The sequence below is a fragment of the Streptomyces sp. NPDC050548 genome (assembly GCF_044457385.1).
GTDB lineage: Bacteria > Actinomycetota > Actinomycetes > Streptomycetales > Streptomycetaceae > Streptomyces.
Map to the genome: position 1 here is coordinate 15,253 of NZ_JBITGV010000003.1, position 19,196 is coordinate 34,448.

The following is a 19,196-nucleotide window of genomic DNA, read 5'->3' on the forward strand; positions in this document are numbered from 1 at the left end:
CGCGATCGCCTTTTGGGGCGTCCAGCCGCTGCGGCTACTATGCAAGCTGCGCGCCCGTGTGTCTCTCACACTCTGAAGTCCTCCGGGCGACCAGAAACCGCCGGACCTGTCTGGGTCCGCAACCCAAGAAGTCAGCCCCCAAGGAGACCGAACCGTGAAGAGCGCCGTGGAGACCCTGAACCCGACCCGGGTTCGGCTCAGCATCGAGGTGCCCTTCGAGGAGCTCAAGGACAGCCTCGACGCGGCGTACAAGAAGATCAACCAGCAGGTCACGGTGAAGGGCTTCCGGAAGGGCAAGATCCCGGCGCGCGTCATCGACCAGCGGTTCGGCCGCGGTGCGGTGCTGGAGGAGGCGGTCAACGACGCGCTCCCGAAGTTCTACACCGAGGCGGTCAACGAGGCGGAGCTCAACCCGCTCGGCCAGCCCGAGGTCGACATCACGGAGCTGAAGGACGGCGAGACGCTGAACTTCACCGCCGAGGTCGACATCCGCCCGACCATCGAGATCCCGGACTACTCGGGCATCGAGGTCGAGGTCGACGCCGTAGAGGTCAGCGAAGAGGACATCGACAAGTCCGTCGAGCAGCTCCGTGAGCGCTTCGCCTCGACCTCCCCGGTCGAGCGCGCCGCCGTCGACGGTGACGTCGTCACCCTCGACCTGGAGGCCAAGGTCGACGGCGAGGTCCTGGAGGACGGTGTCGCCGAGGGCGTCTCGTACACCATCGGCTCCGGCGAACTCCTCGAAGGCATCGACGAGGCCGTGACCGGCCTGGAGGCCGGTGGCGAGGCCACCTTCGCCTCCGAGCTCAAGGGCGGCTCCGCGGCCGGCCAGGAGGCCCAGGTCACCGTCAAGGTCAGCCAGGTCGCCGCCCGCGAACTGCCCGCGCTGGACGACGAGTTCGCCCAGCTCGCCTCCGAGTTCGACACTCTGGAGGAGCTGCGCGCCGACAGCCGCAAGCGCCTTGAGAACATGAAGCAGTACGACCAGGCCACGCAGGCCCAGGAGCGCGTCCTGGACAAGCTGCTGGAGCTCGTCGAGGTGCCCGTCCCCGAGAAGCTTCTTGAGGACGAGATCAACACCCGCAAGCACAACCTGGAGCACCACCAGCTCGGTCAGATGGGCCTCGACCTGGAGAAGTACCTGGAGATCCAGGGCAAGACGGCCGAGGAGTTCGACGCCGAGACCAAGGAAGCCGCGGTCAAGGGCATCAAGACGCAGTTCGTCCTCGACGAGCTCGTCAACAAGGAGAAGCTGAACGTCAACCAGGAGGAGCTCACCGAGCACCTCATGCGGCGCGCGGCCTCCTCCGGCATGTCCCCCGACCAGTTCGCCCAGGCGGTCGTCGAGGGCGGCCAGGTTCCGCTCCTGGTCGGCGAGGTGGCCCGCGGCAAGGCCCTGGCCGTCGTGGTCGAGGCCGCCACCGTGAAGGACACCAACGGCGAGATCGTCGACCTGGACGACGAGGACGAGACGGAGACGGCCATCGAGACCGTCGAGGCCGCCGCCGAGGAGTCCGCCGAGGCGTAAGCACGGCACGCAAAGGCACACAGGGGCCCCGGGGACATCGCACCCCGGGGCCCCTGCCCTTACCCGGGGTCTCACCAGCGCGGTACATGCGCTGACAGCGAACAGTTCCCTTTGCGGGATTCTCCGAAGGGACCCGCGCGTTAGGGTCCATGAATACGAGGGCAGGGGAGTCCCCGTTGCCCCCGGCAGTACACGTGAGACGGCCCGGCGCCGTCGTAAAGACGAGCAGGTGGATACGTGACGAATCTGATGCCTACAGCCGCCGGCGAGCCCTCTTTCGGTGGCCTCGGCGACCAGGTCTACAACCGACTGCTCGGTGAGCGGATCATCTTCCTCGGCCAGGCGGTCGACGACGACATCGCGAACAAGATCACCGCACAGCTCCTCCTCCTTGCCTCCGACCCGGAGAAGGACATCTTTCTGTACATCAACAGCCCCGGTGGTTCGATCACGGCGGGCATGGCGATCTACGACACCATGCAGTACATCAAGAACGACGTGGTGACCATCGCCATGGGCATGGCGGCCTCGATGGGCCAGTTCCTGCTCAGCGCCGGCACCCCCGGCAAGCGCTTCGCGCTGCCGAACGCCGAGATCCTGATCCACCAGCCCTCCGCCGGCCTCGCCGGTTCCGCGTCGGACATCAAGATCCACGCCGAGCGGCTGCTGCACACCAAGAAGCGGATGGCGGAGCTGACCTCCTTCCACACCGGCCAGACGGTGGAGCAGGTCACCAAGGACTCGGACCGCGACCGCTGGTTCGACCCGATCGAGGCCAAGGAGTACGGCCTCATCGACGACATCATGCCCACGGCCGCAGGTATGCCGGGCGGCGGCGGCACCGGGGCCTGAGGCCCCAGGACAGCCCCCAGCCGACCGCCACAGCCCCCAGGAGAGAGACAGTGAACAACTTCCCCGGCAACGGCCTGTACGACCACGCACGCGCCGAATACACGGCGCCCGCCGCCGAGTCCCGTTACGTGATCCCGCGCTTCGTGGAGCGCACCTCGCAGGGCGTCCGTGAGTACGACCCGTACGCGAAGCTCTTCGAGGAGCGCGTGATCTTCCTCGGTGTCCAGATCGACGACGCGTCCGCCAACGACGTCATGGCGCAGCTGCTGTGCCTGGAGTCGATGGACCCCGACCGCGACATCTCGATCTACATCAACAGCCCCGGCGGCTCCTTCACGGCGCTGACCGCGATCTACGACACGATGCAGTTCGTGAAGCCGGACGTCCAGACCGTCTGCATGGGCCAGGCCGCGTCCGCCGCCGCCGTCCTGCTGGCCGCCGGTACGCCGGGCAAGCGCATGGCGCTGCCGAACGCGCGCGTGCTGATCCACCAGCCCTACAGCGAGACGGGCCGGGGCCAGGTCTCCGACCTGGAGATCGCGGCCAACGAGATCCTCCGCATGCGTGCCCAGCTGGAGGACATGCTGGCCAAGCACTCGACCACGCCGCTCGAAAAGATCCGCGAGGACATCGAGCGCGACAAGATCCTCACGGCCGAGGACGCCCTGGCGTACGGCCTGATCGACCAGATCATCTCCACCCGGAAGATGAACAACGCCGACGTCCGCTGACGCGGACCCTGTATCGTCCACCACCCCTCGGCACGGTCCACGTGGAAGTGAACCGTGCCAAGGGGGGCCCGAACGGGGGGCCCGGCAAGGTACCGTCGGACATAAGGCAGCACCAGGAGCCGCTGGACCTAGGCGTCTCCCAGGCGAAGGGGAAGCACACCGTGGCACGCATCGGTGACGGCGGCGATCTGCTCAAGTGCTCGTTCTGCGGCAAGAGCCAGAAGCAGGTCAAGAAGCTCATCGCAGGGCCCGGTGTGTACATCTGCGACGAGTGCATCGACCTCTGCAACGAGATCATCGAGGAAGAACTCGCGGAGACGAGCGAGGTGCGCTGGGAGGAACTCCCCAAGCCCCGCGAGATCTACGAGTTCCTTGAGGGGTACGTCGTCGGCCAGGAGTCGGCGAAGAAGGCACTCTCGGTCGCGGTGTACAACCACTACAAGCGCGTCCAGGCCGGTGAGAACGGCGGCGGCCAGAGCCGCGAGGACGCCATCGAGTTGGCGAAGTCCAACATCCTCCTGCTCGGCCCCACGGGCTCGGGCAAGACCCTCCTCGCACAGACCCTGGCCCGCATGCTGAACGTCCCGTTCGCGATCGCCGACGCGACCGCGCTCACGGAGGCGGGCTACGTCGGCGAGGACGTCGAGAACATCCTGCTGAAGCTGATCCAGGCGGCGGACTACGACGTCAAGAAGGCCGAGACCGGGATCATCTACATCGATGAGATCGACAAGGTCGCGCGGAAGAGCGAGAACCCCTCGATCACCCGTGACGTCTCCGGCGAGGGCGTCCAGCAGGCCCTGTTGAAGATCCTGGAGGGCACGACGGCCTCGGTCCCGCCGCAGGGTGGCCGTAAACACCCCCACCAGGAGTTCATCCAGATCGACACGACGAACGTCCTGTTCATCGTGGGCGGCGCCTTCGCGGGCCTGGAGAAGCTCATCGAGTCCAGGGCCGGCGCCAAGGGCATCGGCTTCGGGGCGACGATCCGCTCCAAGCGGGAGCTGCAGTCCAAGGACCAGTTCGAGGACGTCATGCCCGAGGACCTGGTCAAGTTCGGCATGATCCCCGAGTTCATCGGGCGCCTCCCCGTCATCACCTCGGTCCACAACCTGGACCGCGAGGCCCTGCTCCAGATCCTCATCGAGCCGCGCAACGCCCTGGTGAAGCAGTACCAGCGCCTCTTCGAACTCGACGGTGTGGAGCTGGACTTCGAGCGCGAGGCCCTCGAAGCCATCGCCGACCAGGCCATCCTCCGCCAGACCGGCGCGCGCGGCCTGCGCGCCATCATGGAGGAAGTCCTCCAGGGCGTCATGTACGAGGTGCCGTCCCGCAAGGACGTGGCCCGCGTGGTCATCACCGCGGACGTCGTCCTGTCGAACGTCAACCCGACCCTCATCCCGCGCGACGCGCGCGGCCGGGGCCCGGGCGAGCAGAAGACGGCGTAGCGACAACTCGTTCTACGGTGAAGGGGCCCCGGTCAGTCCAACTGACCGGGGCCCCTTCGTGGTTGGGCGGTGTGTCAGGCCTTGACGCGGACGTCGTTGCGGAGCTTCGCGGCGAGGGCCGCCGTGCTCTCGACGGTGCCGCCGTTGCCCGCGGCGAGTTCGGCGATCCCGAACGCGCTGACGACGGCGACGGTGCTGTGGTCGCCCCAGATGCACATCGGCATCTTGATGGTCTTCGCGGCGCCCGCACCGGTGCTCGACGTGTCGGTGTTCTGGATCTCGGCGATCTGGCACTTCATGATGCCGTTGGAGAAGCCCGCGGGAGTGACCTTCTCCGGGCTGCCGATCATCTTGCCCTCGGTGGTCTTGTCCTTCTCGGACTCCGTCTTGACCTTGGCGAACATGGCGTCCACGACGGCCTCCGGGTCGTCGATCGTGCCGTACACACCGTCGAAGGAAAGGGACTTCTGGGACAGGCCCGTGCCGTTCTCGTAGCCGGAGCCGACCTCCACCGGGTTCTTCACGCCCCACTTCTCGAAGTCGGCCTTGTCGTCCTTGGTCAGCGAGTCCTCGGAGTCGGCGCTGCCGGACTTCTTGTACGTCCCGTCGAGGACCGTCGCCGGAGCCGTCAGCTTGTGCGCCCCGTCGTCGGCGACACCGCTGTTTCCGCCGCCGCCACCGATCACGAAGTACACCCCGACCGCGACGGCGGCCACGACCGCCACCGCGCCGATGATCAGCCCCGTCTTCTTCTTCCCGCCACCGGGCGCCGGGGGCTGCGGAACGCCGTACGGCGGCTGCCCGTAAGGCGGTTGCTGACCGTAGGGCTGCTGCCCGTAGGGGTTCGGCTGCGGCGGGACGCCCTGCGGGGGCTGCTGCGGGTAGCCGTAACCGGGCTGGGCGGGCGGTTGCTGGGGGTAGCCGTAGCCGGGCTGAGGGGCGCCCTGCGGCGCCTGCTGCGGAGGCGGACCGTAGGGACCCGGCTGACCGTACGGCCCGGGCTGCTGCGGCTGCCCGTCGTACGGGCCCGGCTGGTTGTAGCTCATTCTGGGTTCCCCTCCAGATACTTATGTGTTCCCGACATCCTGGCTCAGTCACAGGAACCACACGGCATCGGGGGCCGCACCGTTACAGAACAAACGCGTTTCGGGACACCCCCGCGACACCCCTAAACTGGCTCCGTGACCGAGAACGCTCAGCAGCAGCCATCAGCGCCCGACTCCGAACTGCCGACCCAGTACGCGCCGGCCGACGTAGAGGGGCCGCTGTACGAGCGCTGGGTGGAGCGGGGTTACTTCGAGGCGGACGCGAAGAGCGAGAAGCCGCCGTACACGATCGTCATCCCGCCGCCGAACGTCACGGGCAGCCTGCACCTCGGGCACGCCTTCCAGCACACGCTGATGGACGCGCTGACCCGTCGTAAGCGCATGCAGGGCTTCGAGTCCCTGTGGCTGCCGGGCATGGACCACGCGGGGATCGCCACCCAGAACGTCGTCGAGCGCGAGCTGGGCAAGGAGGGCAAGTCCCGCCACGACCTCGGCCGTGAGGCGTTCGTCGAGCGCGTCTGGCAGTGGAAGGACGAGTACGGCGGCAAGATCCTCGGCCAGATGCGCCGCCTCGGCGACGGCGTCGACTGGACCCGCGAGCGCTTCACCATGGACGAGGGCCTCTCCCAGGCCGTCCAGACCATCTTCAAGCGGCTCTACGACGACGAGTTGATCTACCGCGCCGAGCGCATCATCAACTGGTGCCCGCGCTGTCTCACCGCGATCTCGGACATCGAGGTCGAGTACCAGGACGACGACGGCGAGTTGGTCTCCATGAAGTACGGGGAGGGGGACGACACCATCGTCGTCGCCACGACCCGTGCCGAGACGATGCTCGGCGACACCGCCGTCGCCGTCCACCCCGACGACGAGCGCTACAAGCACCTCGTCGGCCGGCGCATCAAGCTGCCGCTCACCGACCGCACCATCCCGGTCGTCGCCGACACCCACGTCGACCCCGAGTTCGGCACCGGCGCCGTCAAGGTGACGCCGGCCCACGACCCGAACGACTTCGCCATCGGCCAGCGGCACGACCTGGAGTCGCTGACCGTCATGGACGAGCGCGGTGTCATCACCGTCCACGGCCCCTTCGAGGGCCTGGACCGTTTCGAGGCCCGTTCCGCGATCGTCGCCGCGCTCCGCGCCGACGGCCGGATCGTCGCCGAGAAGCGGCCCTACGTCCACTCCGTCGGCCACTGCTCGCGCTGCAAGACGACCATCGAGCCGCGACTGTCCATGCAGTGGTGGGTCAAGGTCGCCCCGCTCGCCAAGGCGGCCGGCGACGCGGTCCGTGACGGCCGCGTCAAGATCCACCCCCAGGAGATGGAGAAGCGCTACTTCGACTGGGTCGACAACCTCCACGACTGGTGCATCTCACGGCAGTTGTGGTGGGGCCACCGCATTCCCGTCTGGTACGGCCCGGAGGGCGAGGTCGTCTGCGTCGGCCCCGACGACGAGCCGCCCACCGGCGAGGGCTGGACCCAGGACTCCGACGTCCTGGACACCTGGTTCTCCTCCGGCCTGTGGCCCTTCTCGACCCTCGGCTGGCCCGAACAGACCCCGGATCTCAAGAAGTTCTATCCGACGGACGTCCTGCTCACCGGCCACGACATCATCTTCTTCTGGGTCGCCCGGATGATGATGTTCGGCCTGTACGCGATGGACGGCGAAGTCCCCTTCAAGACCATCGCGTTGACGGGTCTGGTCCGCGACCAGTTCGGCAAGAAGATGTCCAAGTCCTCGGGCACGGCGGTCGATCCGCTGGACTGGATGAACGCGTACGGCTCCGACGCCGTCCGCTTCACCCTGGCCCGCGGCGCCAACCCCGGTACGGACGTCCCGATCGGCGAGGACTGGGTCCAGGCGTCCCGGAACTTCGCCAACAAGATCTGGAACGCGACGCGCTTCGCGCTGATGAACGGCGCGACGATCGAGGGCGAACTCCCGCCCGCCGAGCGGCTGTCGGCGACGGACCGCTGGATCCTCTCCCGTCTCAACAAGACGGTCTCCCAAGTCGACGCGCTCTACGACGACTTCCAGTTCGCCAAGCTCTCCGACGCGCTCTACCACTTCGCGTGGGACGAAGTCTTCGACTGGTACGTCGAGTTGTCGAAGACCACGTTCATGGCGGGCGGCGAGCCCGCGAAGGTCTCCGGCCGCGTTCTCGGTGAAGTCCTCGACGTCACCCTGAAGTTGCTGCACCCGATCGTCCCGTTCGTCACGGAGACGCTCTGGACGACCCTCACGGGCGGCGAGTCGATCGTCGTCGCGGACTGGCCCAAGGACTCGGGCTTCCGTGACGAGGCGGCCGAGCGCGAGATCGAGACGCTCCAGCAGGTCATCACCGAGGTCCGCCGCTTCCGCGCCGACCAGGGCCTCCAGCCCGGCCAGCGCGTCCCGGCCCGCCTCACCCTGACCGGCACGGCCCTCGCCCCGCACGAGGCCGCCATCCGCCAGCTCCTCCGCCTCCAGCCGGAGGGCGACACCTTCGCGGCGACGGCCACCCTCCCGGTCGCCGGCGCCACGGTCGCCCTCGACCTCTCCGGCACGATCGACGTGGCGGCGGAGCGCAAGCGACTGGCCAAGGACTTGGCCGCCGCGGAGAAGGAGAAGGCCCAGGCAACGGCCAAGCTCGGCAACGAGGCGTTCCTGGCCAAGGCCCCGGACAACGTGATCGACAAGATCCGAGGCCGCCTGACCAAGGCCGACGAGGACATCGAGCGCATCAAGGCCCAGCTGGACGGCTTGCCGGAGGCGTAAGAGCCTGTTCGTCAGCGAAGGCACCCGAAGCTTTGTAGCTCCGGGTGCCTTCGCTTACCCAGGGGCGCGGGGAACTGCGCGACCAGCCCCCACCGGCCCGCAGACGAAAGAACACCCCGACCTCCGTAGACTGGCCCTGTGACTGACAGCGACCCGTTCGACGAGATCATCGAGGCCGAGACAGACCGCGACCCCGACCTCGCGGTCATCGAGGCCGGCAGCCGAACCCTCCGCACCCAGGGCACCGGCGCGCCGCAGGCCGACGTACCCGGTCGCCCCGAAGACCCCAAGCTGGACGCCGCCCTCCGCGAGGTGGAGGCAGAGCTCGCCACCCGCTGGGGCGAGACGAAGCTGGAGCCGTCGGTCAGCCGTATCGCCGCGCTGATGGACGTCCTCGGGGACCCCCAGCGCTCGTACCCCTCGATCCACATCACGGGGACCAACGGCAAGACCTCCACGGCCCGCATGATCGAGGCGCTCCTCGGCGCCTTCGAACTCCGCACCGGCCGCTACACCTCCCCCCACGTCCAGTCGATCACCGAGCGCATCAGCCTCGACGGCGCCCCGATCTCCGCCGAGCGGTTCATCGAGACGTACGACGACATCAAGCCGTACGTCGAAATGGTGGACGCGCAGCAGGAGTTCAGGCTGTCGTTCTTCGAGGTGCTGACGGGGATGGCGTACGCCGCGTTCGCGGACGCGCCCGTCGATGTGGCCGTCGTGGAGGTGGGGATGGGCGGCACCTGGGACGCCACCAACGTCATCGACGCGGATGTCGCCGTAGTCACCCCGATCGATCTCGACCACACCGACCGCCTCGGGGAGACGACCGGTGAGATCGCCACCGAGAAGGCCGGCATCGTCAAGCAGGACGCGACCGTGATCCTTGCGCAGCAGCCGGTGGACGCGGCGCAGGTGCTGCTGAAGAAGGCCGTCGAGGTCGATGCGACCGTGGCCCGGGAAGGGCTCGAATTCGGGGTCGTGTCCCGGAACGTCGCCGTCGGCGGACAGCTGATCAACCTGCGCGGGCTCGGCGGAGAGTACGAGGAGATCTACCTCCCCCTCCACGGCCCGTACCAGGCGCACAACGCGGCCGTCGCCCTCGCCGCCGTAGAGGCGTTCTTCGGTGTCGGCGCCCAGCGGCCCGATCCGCTCTCGATCGACACGGTCCGCAAGGCCTTCGCGTCCGTCACCTCGCCGGGGCGGCTGGAGGTCGTGAGACGGTCGCCGACCGTTGTGCTGGACGCGGCGCACAACCCGGCGGGCGCCCGCGCAACCGCCGAGGCGGTGGCCGAGGCCTTCGACTTCAGTCGGCTGATCGGGGTGGTGGGGGCCAGCGGCGACAAGAACGTGCGCGGGCTGCTCGAAGCCTTCGAGCCGATGTTCGCCGAGGTCGTCGTCACACAGAACTCCAGTCATCGCGCGATGGACGCGGACGAGCTGGCCGCGATCGCCGTCGAGGTGTTCGGCGACGAGCGCGTGCAGGTCGAGCCGCGGCTGCCGGACGCGCTGGAGGCGGCGATCACGCTGGCCGAGGAGGACGGCGAGTTCGCGGGCGGCGGTGTGCTGGTCACCGGTTCCGTCATCACCGTAGGTGAGGCCCGACTGCTCCTCGGGAGGGGCTGACTTTCGTGCGTACGCTCTGTTCCTCGACGTTGCTCGGCGAGTTCTTCGTGATCGGGTTCGCCGGTCTGGTCGCCATGAAGGACCCGGATCTGACCACGTCCACGGTGTGGACGGTGTGCGGGATCGCGATGTTCCTGTCGGTCGCGCTGTGCGGCGTGGTGACCCGGCCGGCCGGCATCGCGCTCGGCTGGGCGCTGCAGATCGCGCTGATCGCGGCGGGCTTCGTGGTGCCGTCGATGTTCTTCCTCGGGGTGATCTTCGCGGCCCTGTGGTGGGCGTCGGTGCACTACGGCCGGAAGATCGACGAGGCGAAGGCGCGGTTCGCGGCGCAGGCCGCGCAGGCCGACTCCGCTCCCGGCGCGGCATGACTCCCCTACACCTGACGCTGCGTAATGGCCGCATGGACACGCCCTGTAGCCTCGGCCTTGTCGTGAGACGACCGTGACACGACCATGAGCCGACCCGCACCATCATGATCAGAAGGAGTCCCGTCGTGACCCAGCGCACCCTCGTCCTGCTCAAGCCCGACGCCGTTCGTCGTGGCCTGACCGGCGAGATCATCAGCCGCATCGAGCGCAAGGACGGCTGGCAGATCACCGCGCTGGAGCTGCGCACCCTGGACCAGGACACCCTGGAGCAGCACTACGGCGAGCACAAGGGCAAGCCCTTCTACGCGCCGCTGGTGGAGTTCATGGCCTCCGGTCCGGTCGTGGCCCTGATCGTCGAGGGCGAGCGGGTGATCGAGGGCGTGCGCGCGCTGGCCGGTCCGACCGACCCGATCGCCGCCGCGCCGGGCTCGATCCGCGGGGACTTCGGTGTGATCGTGCGGGAGAACCTGATCCACGCCTCGGACTCGGCGGAGTCCGCCGAGCGCGAGGTGAAGATCTTCTTCCCGGGGCGTTCCTGAATCTCCATCAGTAACCCACATGCCTGACCAGGGACGGCCGCGATTTTCCGGCCGTCTCTTGGCATATGCGTGCCGATCGGGGGAACGAGTGCCCCCGTTGGGCCGTCTCCAGAAGCGAGGCGGCGCCTCACATGCTGACAATGGCGAAGACCCTCGCGCAGTGTTCGTGATGGCGCGTCTACGATGGAAGCCTTCACGTCACAGCACCCACTTCGCCGACCTGAAAAGCCCTCAAAAGCTCCCGGGAAGGCCAGACGAATCCTGATGGGGAACTCAATGTCGTTCATCGGCCGTGACATGGCTGTCGACCTCGGGACCGCCAACACGCTGGTGTACGTCAGGGGTCGCGGGATCGTACTCAACGAGCCGTCCGTCGTCGCCATCAACACCAACACCGGTGGCATTCTCGCGGTCGGCTCCGAAGCCAAGAAGATGATCGGGCGCACGCCCGGCAACATCGTTGCCGTACGTCCGCTGAAGGACGGTGTCATCGCCGACTTCGAGATCACCGAGCGCATGCTCCGCTACTTCATCCTGAAGATCCACAAGCGGCGCTATCTGGCCCGCCCCCGTGTCGTCGTCTGTGTGCCCTCGGGCATCACGGGCGTCGAGCGCCGTGCCGTCATCGAGGCGTCGTCCCAGGCCGGGGCGCGTCAGGTGCACATCATCGAGGAGCCCATGGCCGCGGCCATCGGTTCCGGCCTGCCGGTCCACGAGGCGACGGGCAACATGGTGGTGGACATCGGCGGCGGCACCACGGAGGTCGCGGTCATCTCGCTCGGTGGCATCGTCACCGCCCAGTCCATCCGCGTCGCGGGCGACGAGTTGGACAACGCGATCATCCAGCACATCAAGAAGGAGTACTCGCTCCTTCTGGGTGAGCGGACGGCTGAGCAGATCAAGATCACGATCGGTTCCGCGTACGACCTCGACGACGACCAGCACACCGAAATCCGCGGCCGGGACCTCGTTTCCGGTCTGCCCAAGACCGTGGTCATCTCCGCCGGCGAAGTCCGCAAGGCGATCGAAGAGCCCGTCAACGCGATCGTCGACGCGGTGAAGACGACCCTCGACAAGTGCCCGCCGGAGCTGTCCGGGGACATCATGGACCGCGGAATCGTTCTGACGGGCGGTGGGGCCCTGCTGAAGGGTCTCGACGAGCGGCTGCGCCGGGAGACCGGAATGCCGATCCACATCGCCGAGGACCCGCTGGACAGCGTGGCGCTCGGCTCCGGCAAATGCGTCGAGGAGTTCGAGGCGCTCCAGCAGGTTCTGGACGCCCAGCCGCGCAGATGACGTAACGCTTCGATTCCGCCGTACGGGATGATCTCTTCTCGTGCGGCGGATCGTTGATACGGAGGCATAGGCTCCGTCATAGGCCTTCGTTCACATCTGACGGGCCCTCGTACACACCTGCACATCTGCATACCTGAACCTCTGCACATTTCTATGAGGAAGGCACGGCCGCCGCACGTGAGGGACACACGAGAGAGCCGGCTGCTCCTGGTGCTGCTGATCGCCGTCGCGTTCGCGTTGATCACGGTGGACATCCGGGGAGGGCAGGATTCGCCGGTCGAGGGTGCCCGCCGGGCCGCGGCCACCGTGTTCGGCCCGATCGAGAACGGCGTGTCGTCCGCCGTGAACCCGGTCGGCGACGCGATCTCCGCGGTCCGCGACTCCGGTGAGCGGCACGACCGGCTCGCGCTCCTGGAGAAGGAGAACGCGGCCCTCAAGGCGAAGCTCGGCAGCGACGACCGCAACCGCAGCCGCCTCAACCAGCTCGACAAGATGATGAAGGTGGCCGGCGAGGGCCAGTACGGCATCAAGGGCGCCCAGGTCATCGCCATAGGAGCCGCGCAGAGCTTCTCCTGGACGATCACCATCGACGTCGGCGCCAACGACGGCATCAAGCGCGACATGACCGTCCTCAACGGCGACGGACTGGTCGGCCGCGTCACGACCGTCGGCCCGGACGCCTCGACCGTGCTCCTCGCCAACGACCCCGACTTCACCGTCGGTACCCGCATGGAGGGCAACGACGAACTCGGCTTCGCCTCCGGCGAGGGCGACGGCCCGCTGCGCGTCGAACTCCTCAACGGCAAGGCGGAGGTGAAGAAGGGCGACCGGCTTGTCACCTTCGGCTCGCAGGCCGACAAGCCGTTCGTGCCCGGTGTCCCGGTCGGTGTCGTCTCCCGCGTCGACCCCTCCGGCGGCGGCCTGACCCGCACGCTCTACGTCACGCCGTACGTCAACTTCACCAAGCTCGACATCGTCGGCGTGGTCGTGGAGGCCCCGAAGAAGGACCCGCGCGACACGGTCCTGCCGGCGAAGCCCAAGCCGACCCCGATCCCGACGGTGACCGTCACGGTCACCCCGTCCGCGAACGCGCCGGTCGACGGCCAGCAACAGCAGTAGGAGCCCTTCCCCATGCGTGTCAACCGGATCCTGCTCTCCGTGCCGCTGGTCGTCGTCGCCATGGTGATCCAGGTGAGCGTCCTCGCCCGCCTCCACCTCCCGGGCGCCGTCCCCGACCTGCTCCTCCTCACGGTCCTCGGCCTCGCCATGGTCTACGGCCATGTCACCGGCGCCCTCATCGGCTTCGGCGCCGGCCTCCTCGCCGACCTCGCCCCGCCCGCCGACCACGCGGCCGGCCGCTACGCGCTCGTGCTCTGCGTGATCGGCTACCTCGCGGGCCTCGCGAAGCCGGAGAACGGCCGCCTCAAGTCGGCGACCGGCCCGATGGCCGTCGTGGTCGCCGCCGCGATCGGCTCCACCCTCCTCTACGCCGGTGTCGGCGCCCTCGTCGGCGACACCGCCGCCCGCCATGTCGGCCTGCCCAGCCTGCTGTTCACGGCCGCCCTGTACGACCTGCTGCTCGCCCCGTTCATCGTCCCCGGCGTCATGGCGCTGGCCCGCCGCGCCGACAACGACCCGCTCGCGGAGACGAACGCCGCCAAGTCGGCCGACATCTCCTCGGGCTGGCTCTCCTCGGGCACCGGCCTGAAGATCGGCGGCCAGCGCGGTGGCCTGAAGCTGAAGACGGCTCGCGCGCGGGTGGCCCGGGCGGGACGTATCAAGGGGGTCAAGCGGCTTTGAGGGCCCGGGAGTTGGCGGCACGGGAGTTGGCGTACGGCCACACAGGTCCGTCGTATATGACTCATACACACATCGAGAGGGGGAGGCAGCACCAATGACCAACATCCCGGAGACCGGACGGACTCCACGGGTTCAGATCAGGCTCGTCGTCATCCAGATCCTTGTCCTCTCCCTCCTCGGCACCCTCGGCGGGCGCCTCTGGTACCTGCAGATCCGGGAGGGCTCCGCGTACCAGAAGGAAGCGTCCGGCAACCATGTGCAGCAGGTCGTCGAGCCCGCGGTGCGCGGTTCGATACTGGACGCGCGCGGTGTGCCCCTCGCGGACAACGAGACCCGGCTCGTGGTCTCCGCCTCCCGCACCGACCTGCTGAAGCAGGCCGACGACGGCAAGGCCGTCCTCACCAAGCTGGCCGGCGTGCTGGGTCTGAAGCCCGAGGACGTCATCCAGAAGGTCCGGCTGTGCGACGCGAAGACCCCGCAGCCGTGCTGGAACGGCTCGCCGTACCAGCCGATCCCGATCACCGACGAGGCCACCGCCAAGCAGGCCCTGCAGATCCGCGAGCGCGCCGAGGACTTCCCCGGCATCACCGCCGAGCCCGAGGCAGTCCGCCGTTACGCGGCCCCCGGCGACGCCAACGCGGCCCAGGTCCTCGGCTATCTCTCGCCGGTCACCGACGACGAGATCACCCAGGCCAAGGACTCCGACTCGCCGTATCTGCGCTCCGACCAGGTCGGCCGCTCGGGTCTTGAGCGCCAGTACGACAAGGAGCTGCGCGGCAAGGCGGGCGTCACCCGCTACGAGGTCGACAACCTCGGGCGCGTGATCGGCAAGGCCAAGTCCGATGCCCCGGAGCCCGGTTCGAACCTCGTCACGAGCATCGACGCCCGCGTGCAGCGGGTCGCCGAGTACCAGCTCGACAAGGCGATGAAGGGTGCCCGCCAGCAGTTCGACAAGATCACCGGCGAGAACTACAAGGCCGACTCCGGCGCCGTGGTCGTGATGGAGGCCAAGACCGGCCGGATCGTCGCCATGGCGTCCGCGCCGACGTACGACCCGAACGTCTGGGTCGGCGGCATCTCCGCCAAGGACTACAAGAAGCTCACCGGCAAGAACTCCGACTACCCGCTGCTGAATCGGGCCATACAGGGTCAGTCGGCGCCCGGTTCGACGTTCAAGGTGGTCTCCACGGCCGCCGCGGTCGAGGCCGGCTACGAGTGGGACGGCGGCTACCCCTGCACGAGTTCGTACTCGGTGGGCGGTCAGGTCTTCAAGAACTTCGAGGGCGAGAACTTCGGCCCCATCTCGCTGGGCCGCGCCCTTGAGGTCTCCTGCGACACCGTCTTCTACGGTCTCGCCGACGCCCAGTGGAAGAAGGACGGCGGCATCAACCCGAAGAAGGGCCAGCCGAAGGACTACTTCTACAAGGCGGCCCACCAGTTCGGCCTCGGCAAGACCACCGGCGTCGACCTCCCGAACGAGGTCACCGGCCGCATCCCGGACCGCAAGTGGAAGCAGGAGACCTACGAGGCCAACAAGGCCTACTGGTGCAAGACCGGCAAGAAGGACGGCACGTACGTCGAGAAGATCGCCTACGAGAACTGCCTCGAAGGCAACAAGATGCGCGAGGGCGACTCGATCAACTACTCCATCGGCCAGGGCGACACCCTCGTCACGCCGATCCAGGAGGCCATGATCTACGGCGCCCTCGCCAACGGCGGCACCGAGTACGTCCCGACCATCGGCAAGGCGATCGTCAGCGCCGACGGCAAGACCGTCACCGAGATCAAGCCCAAGGTCAAGGCCAAGCTGCCGGTCAGCAAGGCCACCCTCAAGGGCATGGACAAGGCGCTCGCGGGCGTGGTCACCAGCGGTACCGCCGCCTGGAAGTTCCAGGGCTGGCCGCAGGACAAGATCGAGCTGCACGCCAAGACGGGTACCGCCGAGGTCTACGGCAAGCAGACCACCTCGTGGCTCGCCACGTATTCCAAGGACTACACGGTCGTCATGACGATCGCCCAGGCCGGTACCGGTTCGGGCGCCTCCGGTGAGGCCGTGCGCAACATCTACAACGCGATGTACGGCGTCCAGGCCGACGGCTCCATCGACAAGAAGAAGGCGCTGCTGCCCACCCCGCAGACCAGCCTCCCCAAGGTCCGCGCCGACGGCACGATCGCCTCCCCGAAGATCACCGCCGACCCGGCCAAGGAGCTGGAGAAGCAGCAGGAGAAGGCGACCCAGGGCGGGGTCACGGCCACGGACGACACCCAGCCGCCCGCCACCTCGCCCTCACCTTCCACCAACAGCAACACCCGCAGGCGCCCGCGCAGAAGGGGAAGCCGGAGGATGCTCACATGACCGGCAACAGCTTCTCCGTCTCCGGATACGGCCCCGAGCGGGCCGGCTGGACCCGGGTCTTCGCCCGTGACTCGCTGGCCCGCCGGCTGGACTGGCCGATACTGCTGTCCGCGATCGGCCTGTCCCTGATCGGCTCGGTGCTGGTCTTCTCGGCGACCCGCAACCGCACCGAGATCAACCAGGGCGACGAGTACTACTTCCTGATCCGGCACCTGATGAACACCGGCATCGGCATCGCCCTGATGATCGCCGTCATCTGGGTCGGCCACCGCACCCTGCGCGTCGTCGTCCCGTTCCTCTACGGCGCCTCGGTGTTCGGCATCCTGCTGGTGCTCACCCCGCTCGGCTCCACGGTCAACGGCGCGCACTCCTGGATCGTGCTCGGCGGCGGCTTCTCGCTCCAGCCCTCGGAGTTCGTGAAGATCACGATCATCCTGGGCATGGCGATGGTGCTGGCCGCACGGGTCGACGCGGGCGACAAGCCCTACCCCGACCACCGCACGGTCCTCCAGGCCCTGGGCCTGGCCTCCGTCCCGATGATGATCGTCATGCTGATGCCCGACCTCGGGTCGGTCATGGTCATGGTCATCATCGTGCTCGGTGTGCTGCTGGCCTCCGGTGCCTCCAACCGCTGGATCTTCGGCCTGCTCGGCGCGGGCGCGATCGGCGCGATCGCGGTGTGGCAGCTGCACATCCTGGACGAGTACCAGATCGCCCGCTTCGCCGCCTTCGCCAACCCGAGCCTCGACCCGGCGGGCGTCGGCTACAACACCAACCAGGCCCGCATCGCGATCGGCTCCGGCGGCCTCACCGGCGCGGGCCTCTTCCACGGCTCGCAGACGACCGGGCAATTCGTCCCCGAACAACAAACAGACTTCGTCTTCACGGTCGCGGGCGAGGAGCTGGGGTTCGTCGGCGCGGGCCTGATCCTCGTCCTCCTGGGCGTGGTCCTGTGGCGCGCCTGCCGCATCGCCCGCGACTCGACCGAGCTGTACGGCACGATCGTCGCCGCCGGAATCGTCGCCTGGTTCGCCTTCCAGTCCTTCGAGAACGTCGGCATGACCCTCGGCATCATGCCTGTCACCGGCCTGCCGCTGCCCTTCGTGTCCTACGGCGGCACATCGATGTTCGCGGTGTGGATCGCGGTGGGCCTGCTCCAGTCGATCCGGGTCCAGCGCCCCATGTCCGCGTAGCCCCCCGCCTTCGCGTGGGCGCTACCTGCGGGTTCGCTCGGGTTTCCCCGGGGTTCATTTGGGACGCCCCCTGCCATCCCGGCCCGTCAGCAACTAGATTCAGTTCATGGCGGACACAAAGCGCGAGATCGAGCGTAAGTACGAGTCCGACGACAGTGGTCTGCCCGACCTGACCGGCGTCGCCGGTGTCCGGGCCGTCATCGACAAGGGCGTCGCGAACCTGGACGCCGTCTACTACGACACGGCCGACGAGCGCCTGGCCAAGGCCTCGATGACGCTGCGCCGCCGCACCGGCGGTTCGGACGCGGGCTGGCACCTGAAGGTGCCGGTCGCGCCCGGGGTCCGCGACGAGATCCGCGAGCCGCTCTCCGACACCGTGCCGCGCACCCTCGCCGGCCTGGTCCGCTCCCGGGTCCGCGAGGCCGAGCTGCTGCCCGTGGTCCGGCTCCGCTCCGACCGGGACGTACGCCACCTCGTGGACGCGGACGGCACGCTGCTCGCCGAGGTCAGCGTGGACGCCGTACACGCCGAACGCCTCGCCGACGGCGGTGGCACCGCGCAGTGGACCGAGATCGAGGTCGAGCTGGCGGACGACGGCGACCCGGCTTTCCTCGACAAGGTGGAGAAACGGTTGCGCAAGGCGGGCGTACGACCGTCGTCGTCCGCGTCGAAGCTGGCGCGGGCGCTGGCGGAGACCGCGCCCAAGAAGCCCAAGAAGCGCAAGGCGCCGCAGGTGATCGGGGAGCCGCAGACCGCCGGCGACCACGTCCTCGCCTACGTCCGTGAGCAGCGCGACGCGATCCTCGAACTCGACCCCGCCGTACGGCAGGACGCCTACGACTCCGTGCACCGCATGCGGGTCGCCACCCGCCGGCTGCGCAGCACGCTCCGCTCGTACGGCAAGGTCCTCGACCGCACGGTCACCGACCCGGTCGGCGAGGAACTGAAGTGGCTGGCAGGCGAGTTGGGCGTGGACCGGGACCGTGAGGTGATGACCGAACGGCTGACGGCGGTCCTCGCCGAACTGCCCCGCGCGCTCGTCTCCGGCCCGATCCGCACCCGGATGCGGACCTGGGCCAACGCCCGGCGCGGCGGTTCGCGCCGCCGGCTGATCGGCGTCCTGGACTCCAAGCGGTATCTCGCGCTGCTCGACACCCTCGACGCGCTGGTGGCCGAACCGCCCGTGCTGCCGGACGCGGCCGGCACACCGGAGAAGGTGATCGGCAAGGCCGTACGCAAGGACTTCGAGAAGGTCTCGGCGCTCGTCGAGGAGGCGATCGGGGCCCCGCCTGGCGCGGACCGCGACCTCGCGCTGCACGAGGCCCGCAAGAAGGCCAAGCGCACCCGGTACGCGGCGGAGGCGGCGAGCCCCGCGCTCGGTGCCCCGGCCCGCGGGCTGGCCAAGTCCATGAAGTCCCTCACCAGCCTGCTCGGCGAGCACCAGGACAGCGTCATGGTCCGCGAGACCCTGCGCGAGCTGTCCGCGGTGGCGCACGCGGCGGGGGAGAGCTCGTTCACGTACGGCGTGCTGTACGGGCGGGAGGAGCAGCGGGCGGCGGCCGTGGAGGCCGCGTTGCCGGGGATGTGGGAGGAGATCGGGACCGGGGTGCCGGTCTGAGCCGTACGGGGGACGTCCCGGATTCGCGTTAGTCT

At 68.4% G+C, this 19,196-nt stretch carries 15 protein-coding genes; 14 read left to right on the forward strand and 1 reads right to left on the reverse strand.

The window, feature by feature from the left end; genetic code table 11:
• The first annotated feature begins 154 nt into the window (after positions 1 to 154).
• The 4 genes from tig to clpX all read left to right on the forward strand — a co-directional run bounded on the left by tig (position 155) and on the right by clpX (position 4,559).
• Positions 155 to 1,528 (forward strand): trigger factor, encoded by a 1,374-nt coding sequence (gene tig / locus ACIBJH_RS10160; RefSeq protein WP_399116408.1) that lies wholly within the window; start codon positions 155 to 157, stop codon positions 1,526 to 1,528.
• A gap of 249 nt (positions 1,529 to 1,777) precedes the next feature.
• Positions 1,778 to 2,380, forward strand: a complete 603-nt coding sequence (locus ACIBJH_RS10165) for an ATP-dependent Clp protease proteolytic subunit (RefSeq protein ID WP_399116915.1) — start codon at positions 1,778 to 1,780, stop codon at positions 2,378 to 2,380.
• A 50-nt stretch (positions 2,381 to 2,430) separates the two neighbouring features.
• Positions 2,431 to 3,111 (forward strand): ATP-dependent Clp protease proteolytic subunit, encoded by a 681-nt coding sequence (locus ACIBJH_RS10170; protein WP_315986674.1) that lies wholly within the window; start codon positions 2,431 to 2,433, stop codon positions 3,109 to 3,111.
• Between the two features lie 161 nt (positions 3,112 to 3,272).
• Positions 3,273 to 4,559, forward strand: a complete 1,287-nt coding sequence (gene clpX / locus ACIBJH_RS10175) for an ATP-dependent Clp protease ATP-binding subunit ClpX (protein ID WP_019065572.1) — start codon at positions 3,273 to 3,275, stop codon at positions 4,557 to 4,559.
• A 74-nt stretch (positions 4,560 to 4,633) separates the two neighbouring features.
• On the opposite strand, the gene ACIBJH_RS10180 is transcribed toward clpX, so the two are convergent.
• The gene (locus ACIBJH_RS10180) at positions 4,634 to 5,605 is read right to left on the reverse strand and encodes a hypothetical protein (RefSeq protein WP_399116409.1); all 972 of its coding nucleotides are present in this window, start codon (positions 5,603 to 5,605) and stop codon (positions 4,634 to 4,636) included.
• A gap of 135 nt (positions 5,606 to 5,740) precedes the next feature.
• Here ACIBJH_RS10180 and ACIBJH_RS10185 point away from each other — a divergent pair, with 135 nt between their 5' ends.
• The 10 genes from ACIBJH_RS10185 to ACIBJH_RS10230 all read left to right on the forward strand — a co-directional run bounded on the left by ACIBJH_RS10185 (position 5,741) and on the right by ACIBJH_RS10230 (position 19,161).
• Positions 5,741 to 8,365: a valine--tRNA ligase gene (locus ACIBJH_RS10185; RefSeq protein WP_399116410.1), complete on the forward strand. Its 2,625-nt coding sequence runs from the start codon at positions 5,741 to 5,743 to the stop codon at positions 8,363 to 8,365.
• A gap of 138 nt (positions 8,366 to 8,503) precedes the next feature.
• The gene (locus ACIBJH_RS10190) at positions 8,504 to 9,991 is read left to right on the forward strand and encodes a bifunctional folylpolyglutamate synthase/dihydrofolate synthase (protein WP_399116411.1); all 1,488 of its coding nucleotides are present in this window, start codon (positions 8,504 to 8,506) and stop codon (positions 9,989 to 9,991) included.
• A 5-nt stretch (positions 9,992 to 9,996) separates the two neighbouring features.
• The gene (locus ACIBJH_RS10195; protein ID WP_399116412.1) at positions 9,997 to 10,359 is read left to right on the forward strand and encodes a DUF4233 domain-containing protein; all 363 of its coding nucleotides are present in this window, start codon (positions 9,997 to 9,999) and stop codon (positions 10,357 to 10,359) included.
• 125 nt (positions 10,360 to 10,484) lie between these two features.
• Complete coding sequence (gene ndk, locus ACIBJH_RS10200) at positions 10,485 to 10,898, forward strand: nucleoside-diphosphate kinase (RefSeq protein ID WP_399116413.1); 414 nt, start codon at positions 10,485 to 10,487, stop codon at positions 10,896 to 10,898.
• Positions 10,899 to 11,174: 276 nt separating this feature from the next.
• Positions 11,175 to 12,194 carry a rod shape-determining protein gene (locus ACIBJH_RS10205; protein WP_019065566.1) on the forward strand — a complete coding sequence of 340 codons (1,020 nt, stop codon included), beginning with the start codon at positions 11,175 to 11,177 and terminating at the stop codon, positions 12,192 to 12,194.
• 177 nt (positions 12,195 to 12,371) lie between these two features.
• Entirely contained in the window at positions 12,372 to 13,313 is a 942-nt protein-coding gene (gene mreC / locus ACIBJH_RS10210; RefSeq protein WP_399116414.1) for a rod shape-determining protein MreC, read from the forward strand.
• A gap of 12 nt (positions 13,314 to 13,325) precedes the next feature.
• Entirely contained in the window at positions 13,326 to 13,994 is a 669-nt protein-coding gene (gene mreD / locus ACIBJH_RS10215; protein ID WP_399116415.1) for a rod shape-determining protein MreD, read from the forward strand.
• Between the two features lie 94 nt (positions 13,995 to 14,088).
• Complete coding sequence (gene mrdA / locus ACIBJH_RS10220; protein ID WP_399116416.1) at positions 14,089 to 16,350, forward strand: penicillin-binding protein 2; 2,262 nt, start codon at positions 14,089 to 14,091, stop codon at positions 16,348 to 16,350.
• On the forward strand, positions 16,347 to 17,543 hold the full coding sequence (rodA, locus tag ACIBJH_RS10225) for a rod shape-determining protein RodA (protein WP_399116417.1): 1,197 nt from the start codon (positions 16,347 to 16,349) through the stop codon (positions 17,541 to 17,543). Before mrdA ends, rodA begins: the two co-directional genes overlap by 4 nt.
• Positions 17,544 to 17,649: 106 nt before the next feature.
• Positions 17,650 to 19,161 carry a CHAD domain-containing protein gene (locus ACIBJH_RS10230; protein WP_399116418.1) on the forward strand — a complete coding sequence of 504 codons (1,512 nt, stop codon included), beginning with the start codon at positions 17,650 to 17,652 and terminating at the stop codon, positions 19,159 to 19,161.
• Positions 19,162 to 19,196: the final 35 nt, after the last annotated feature.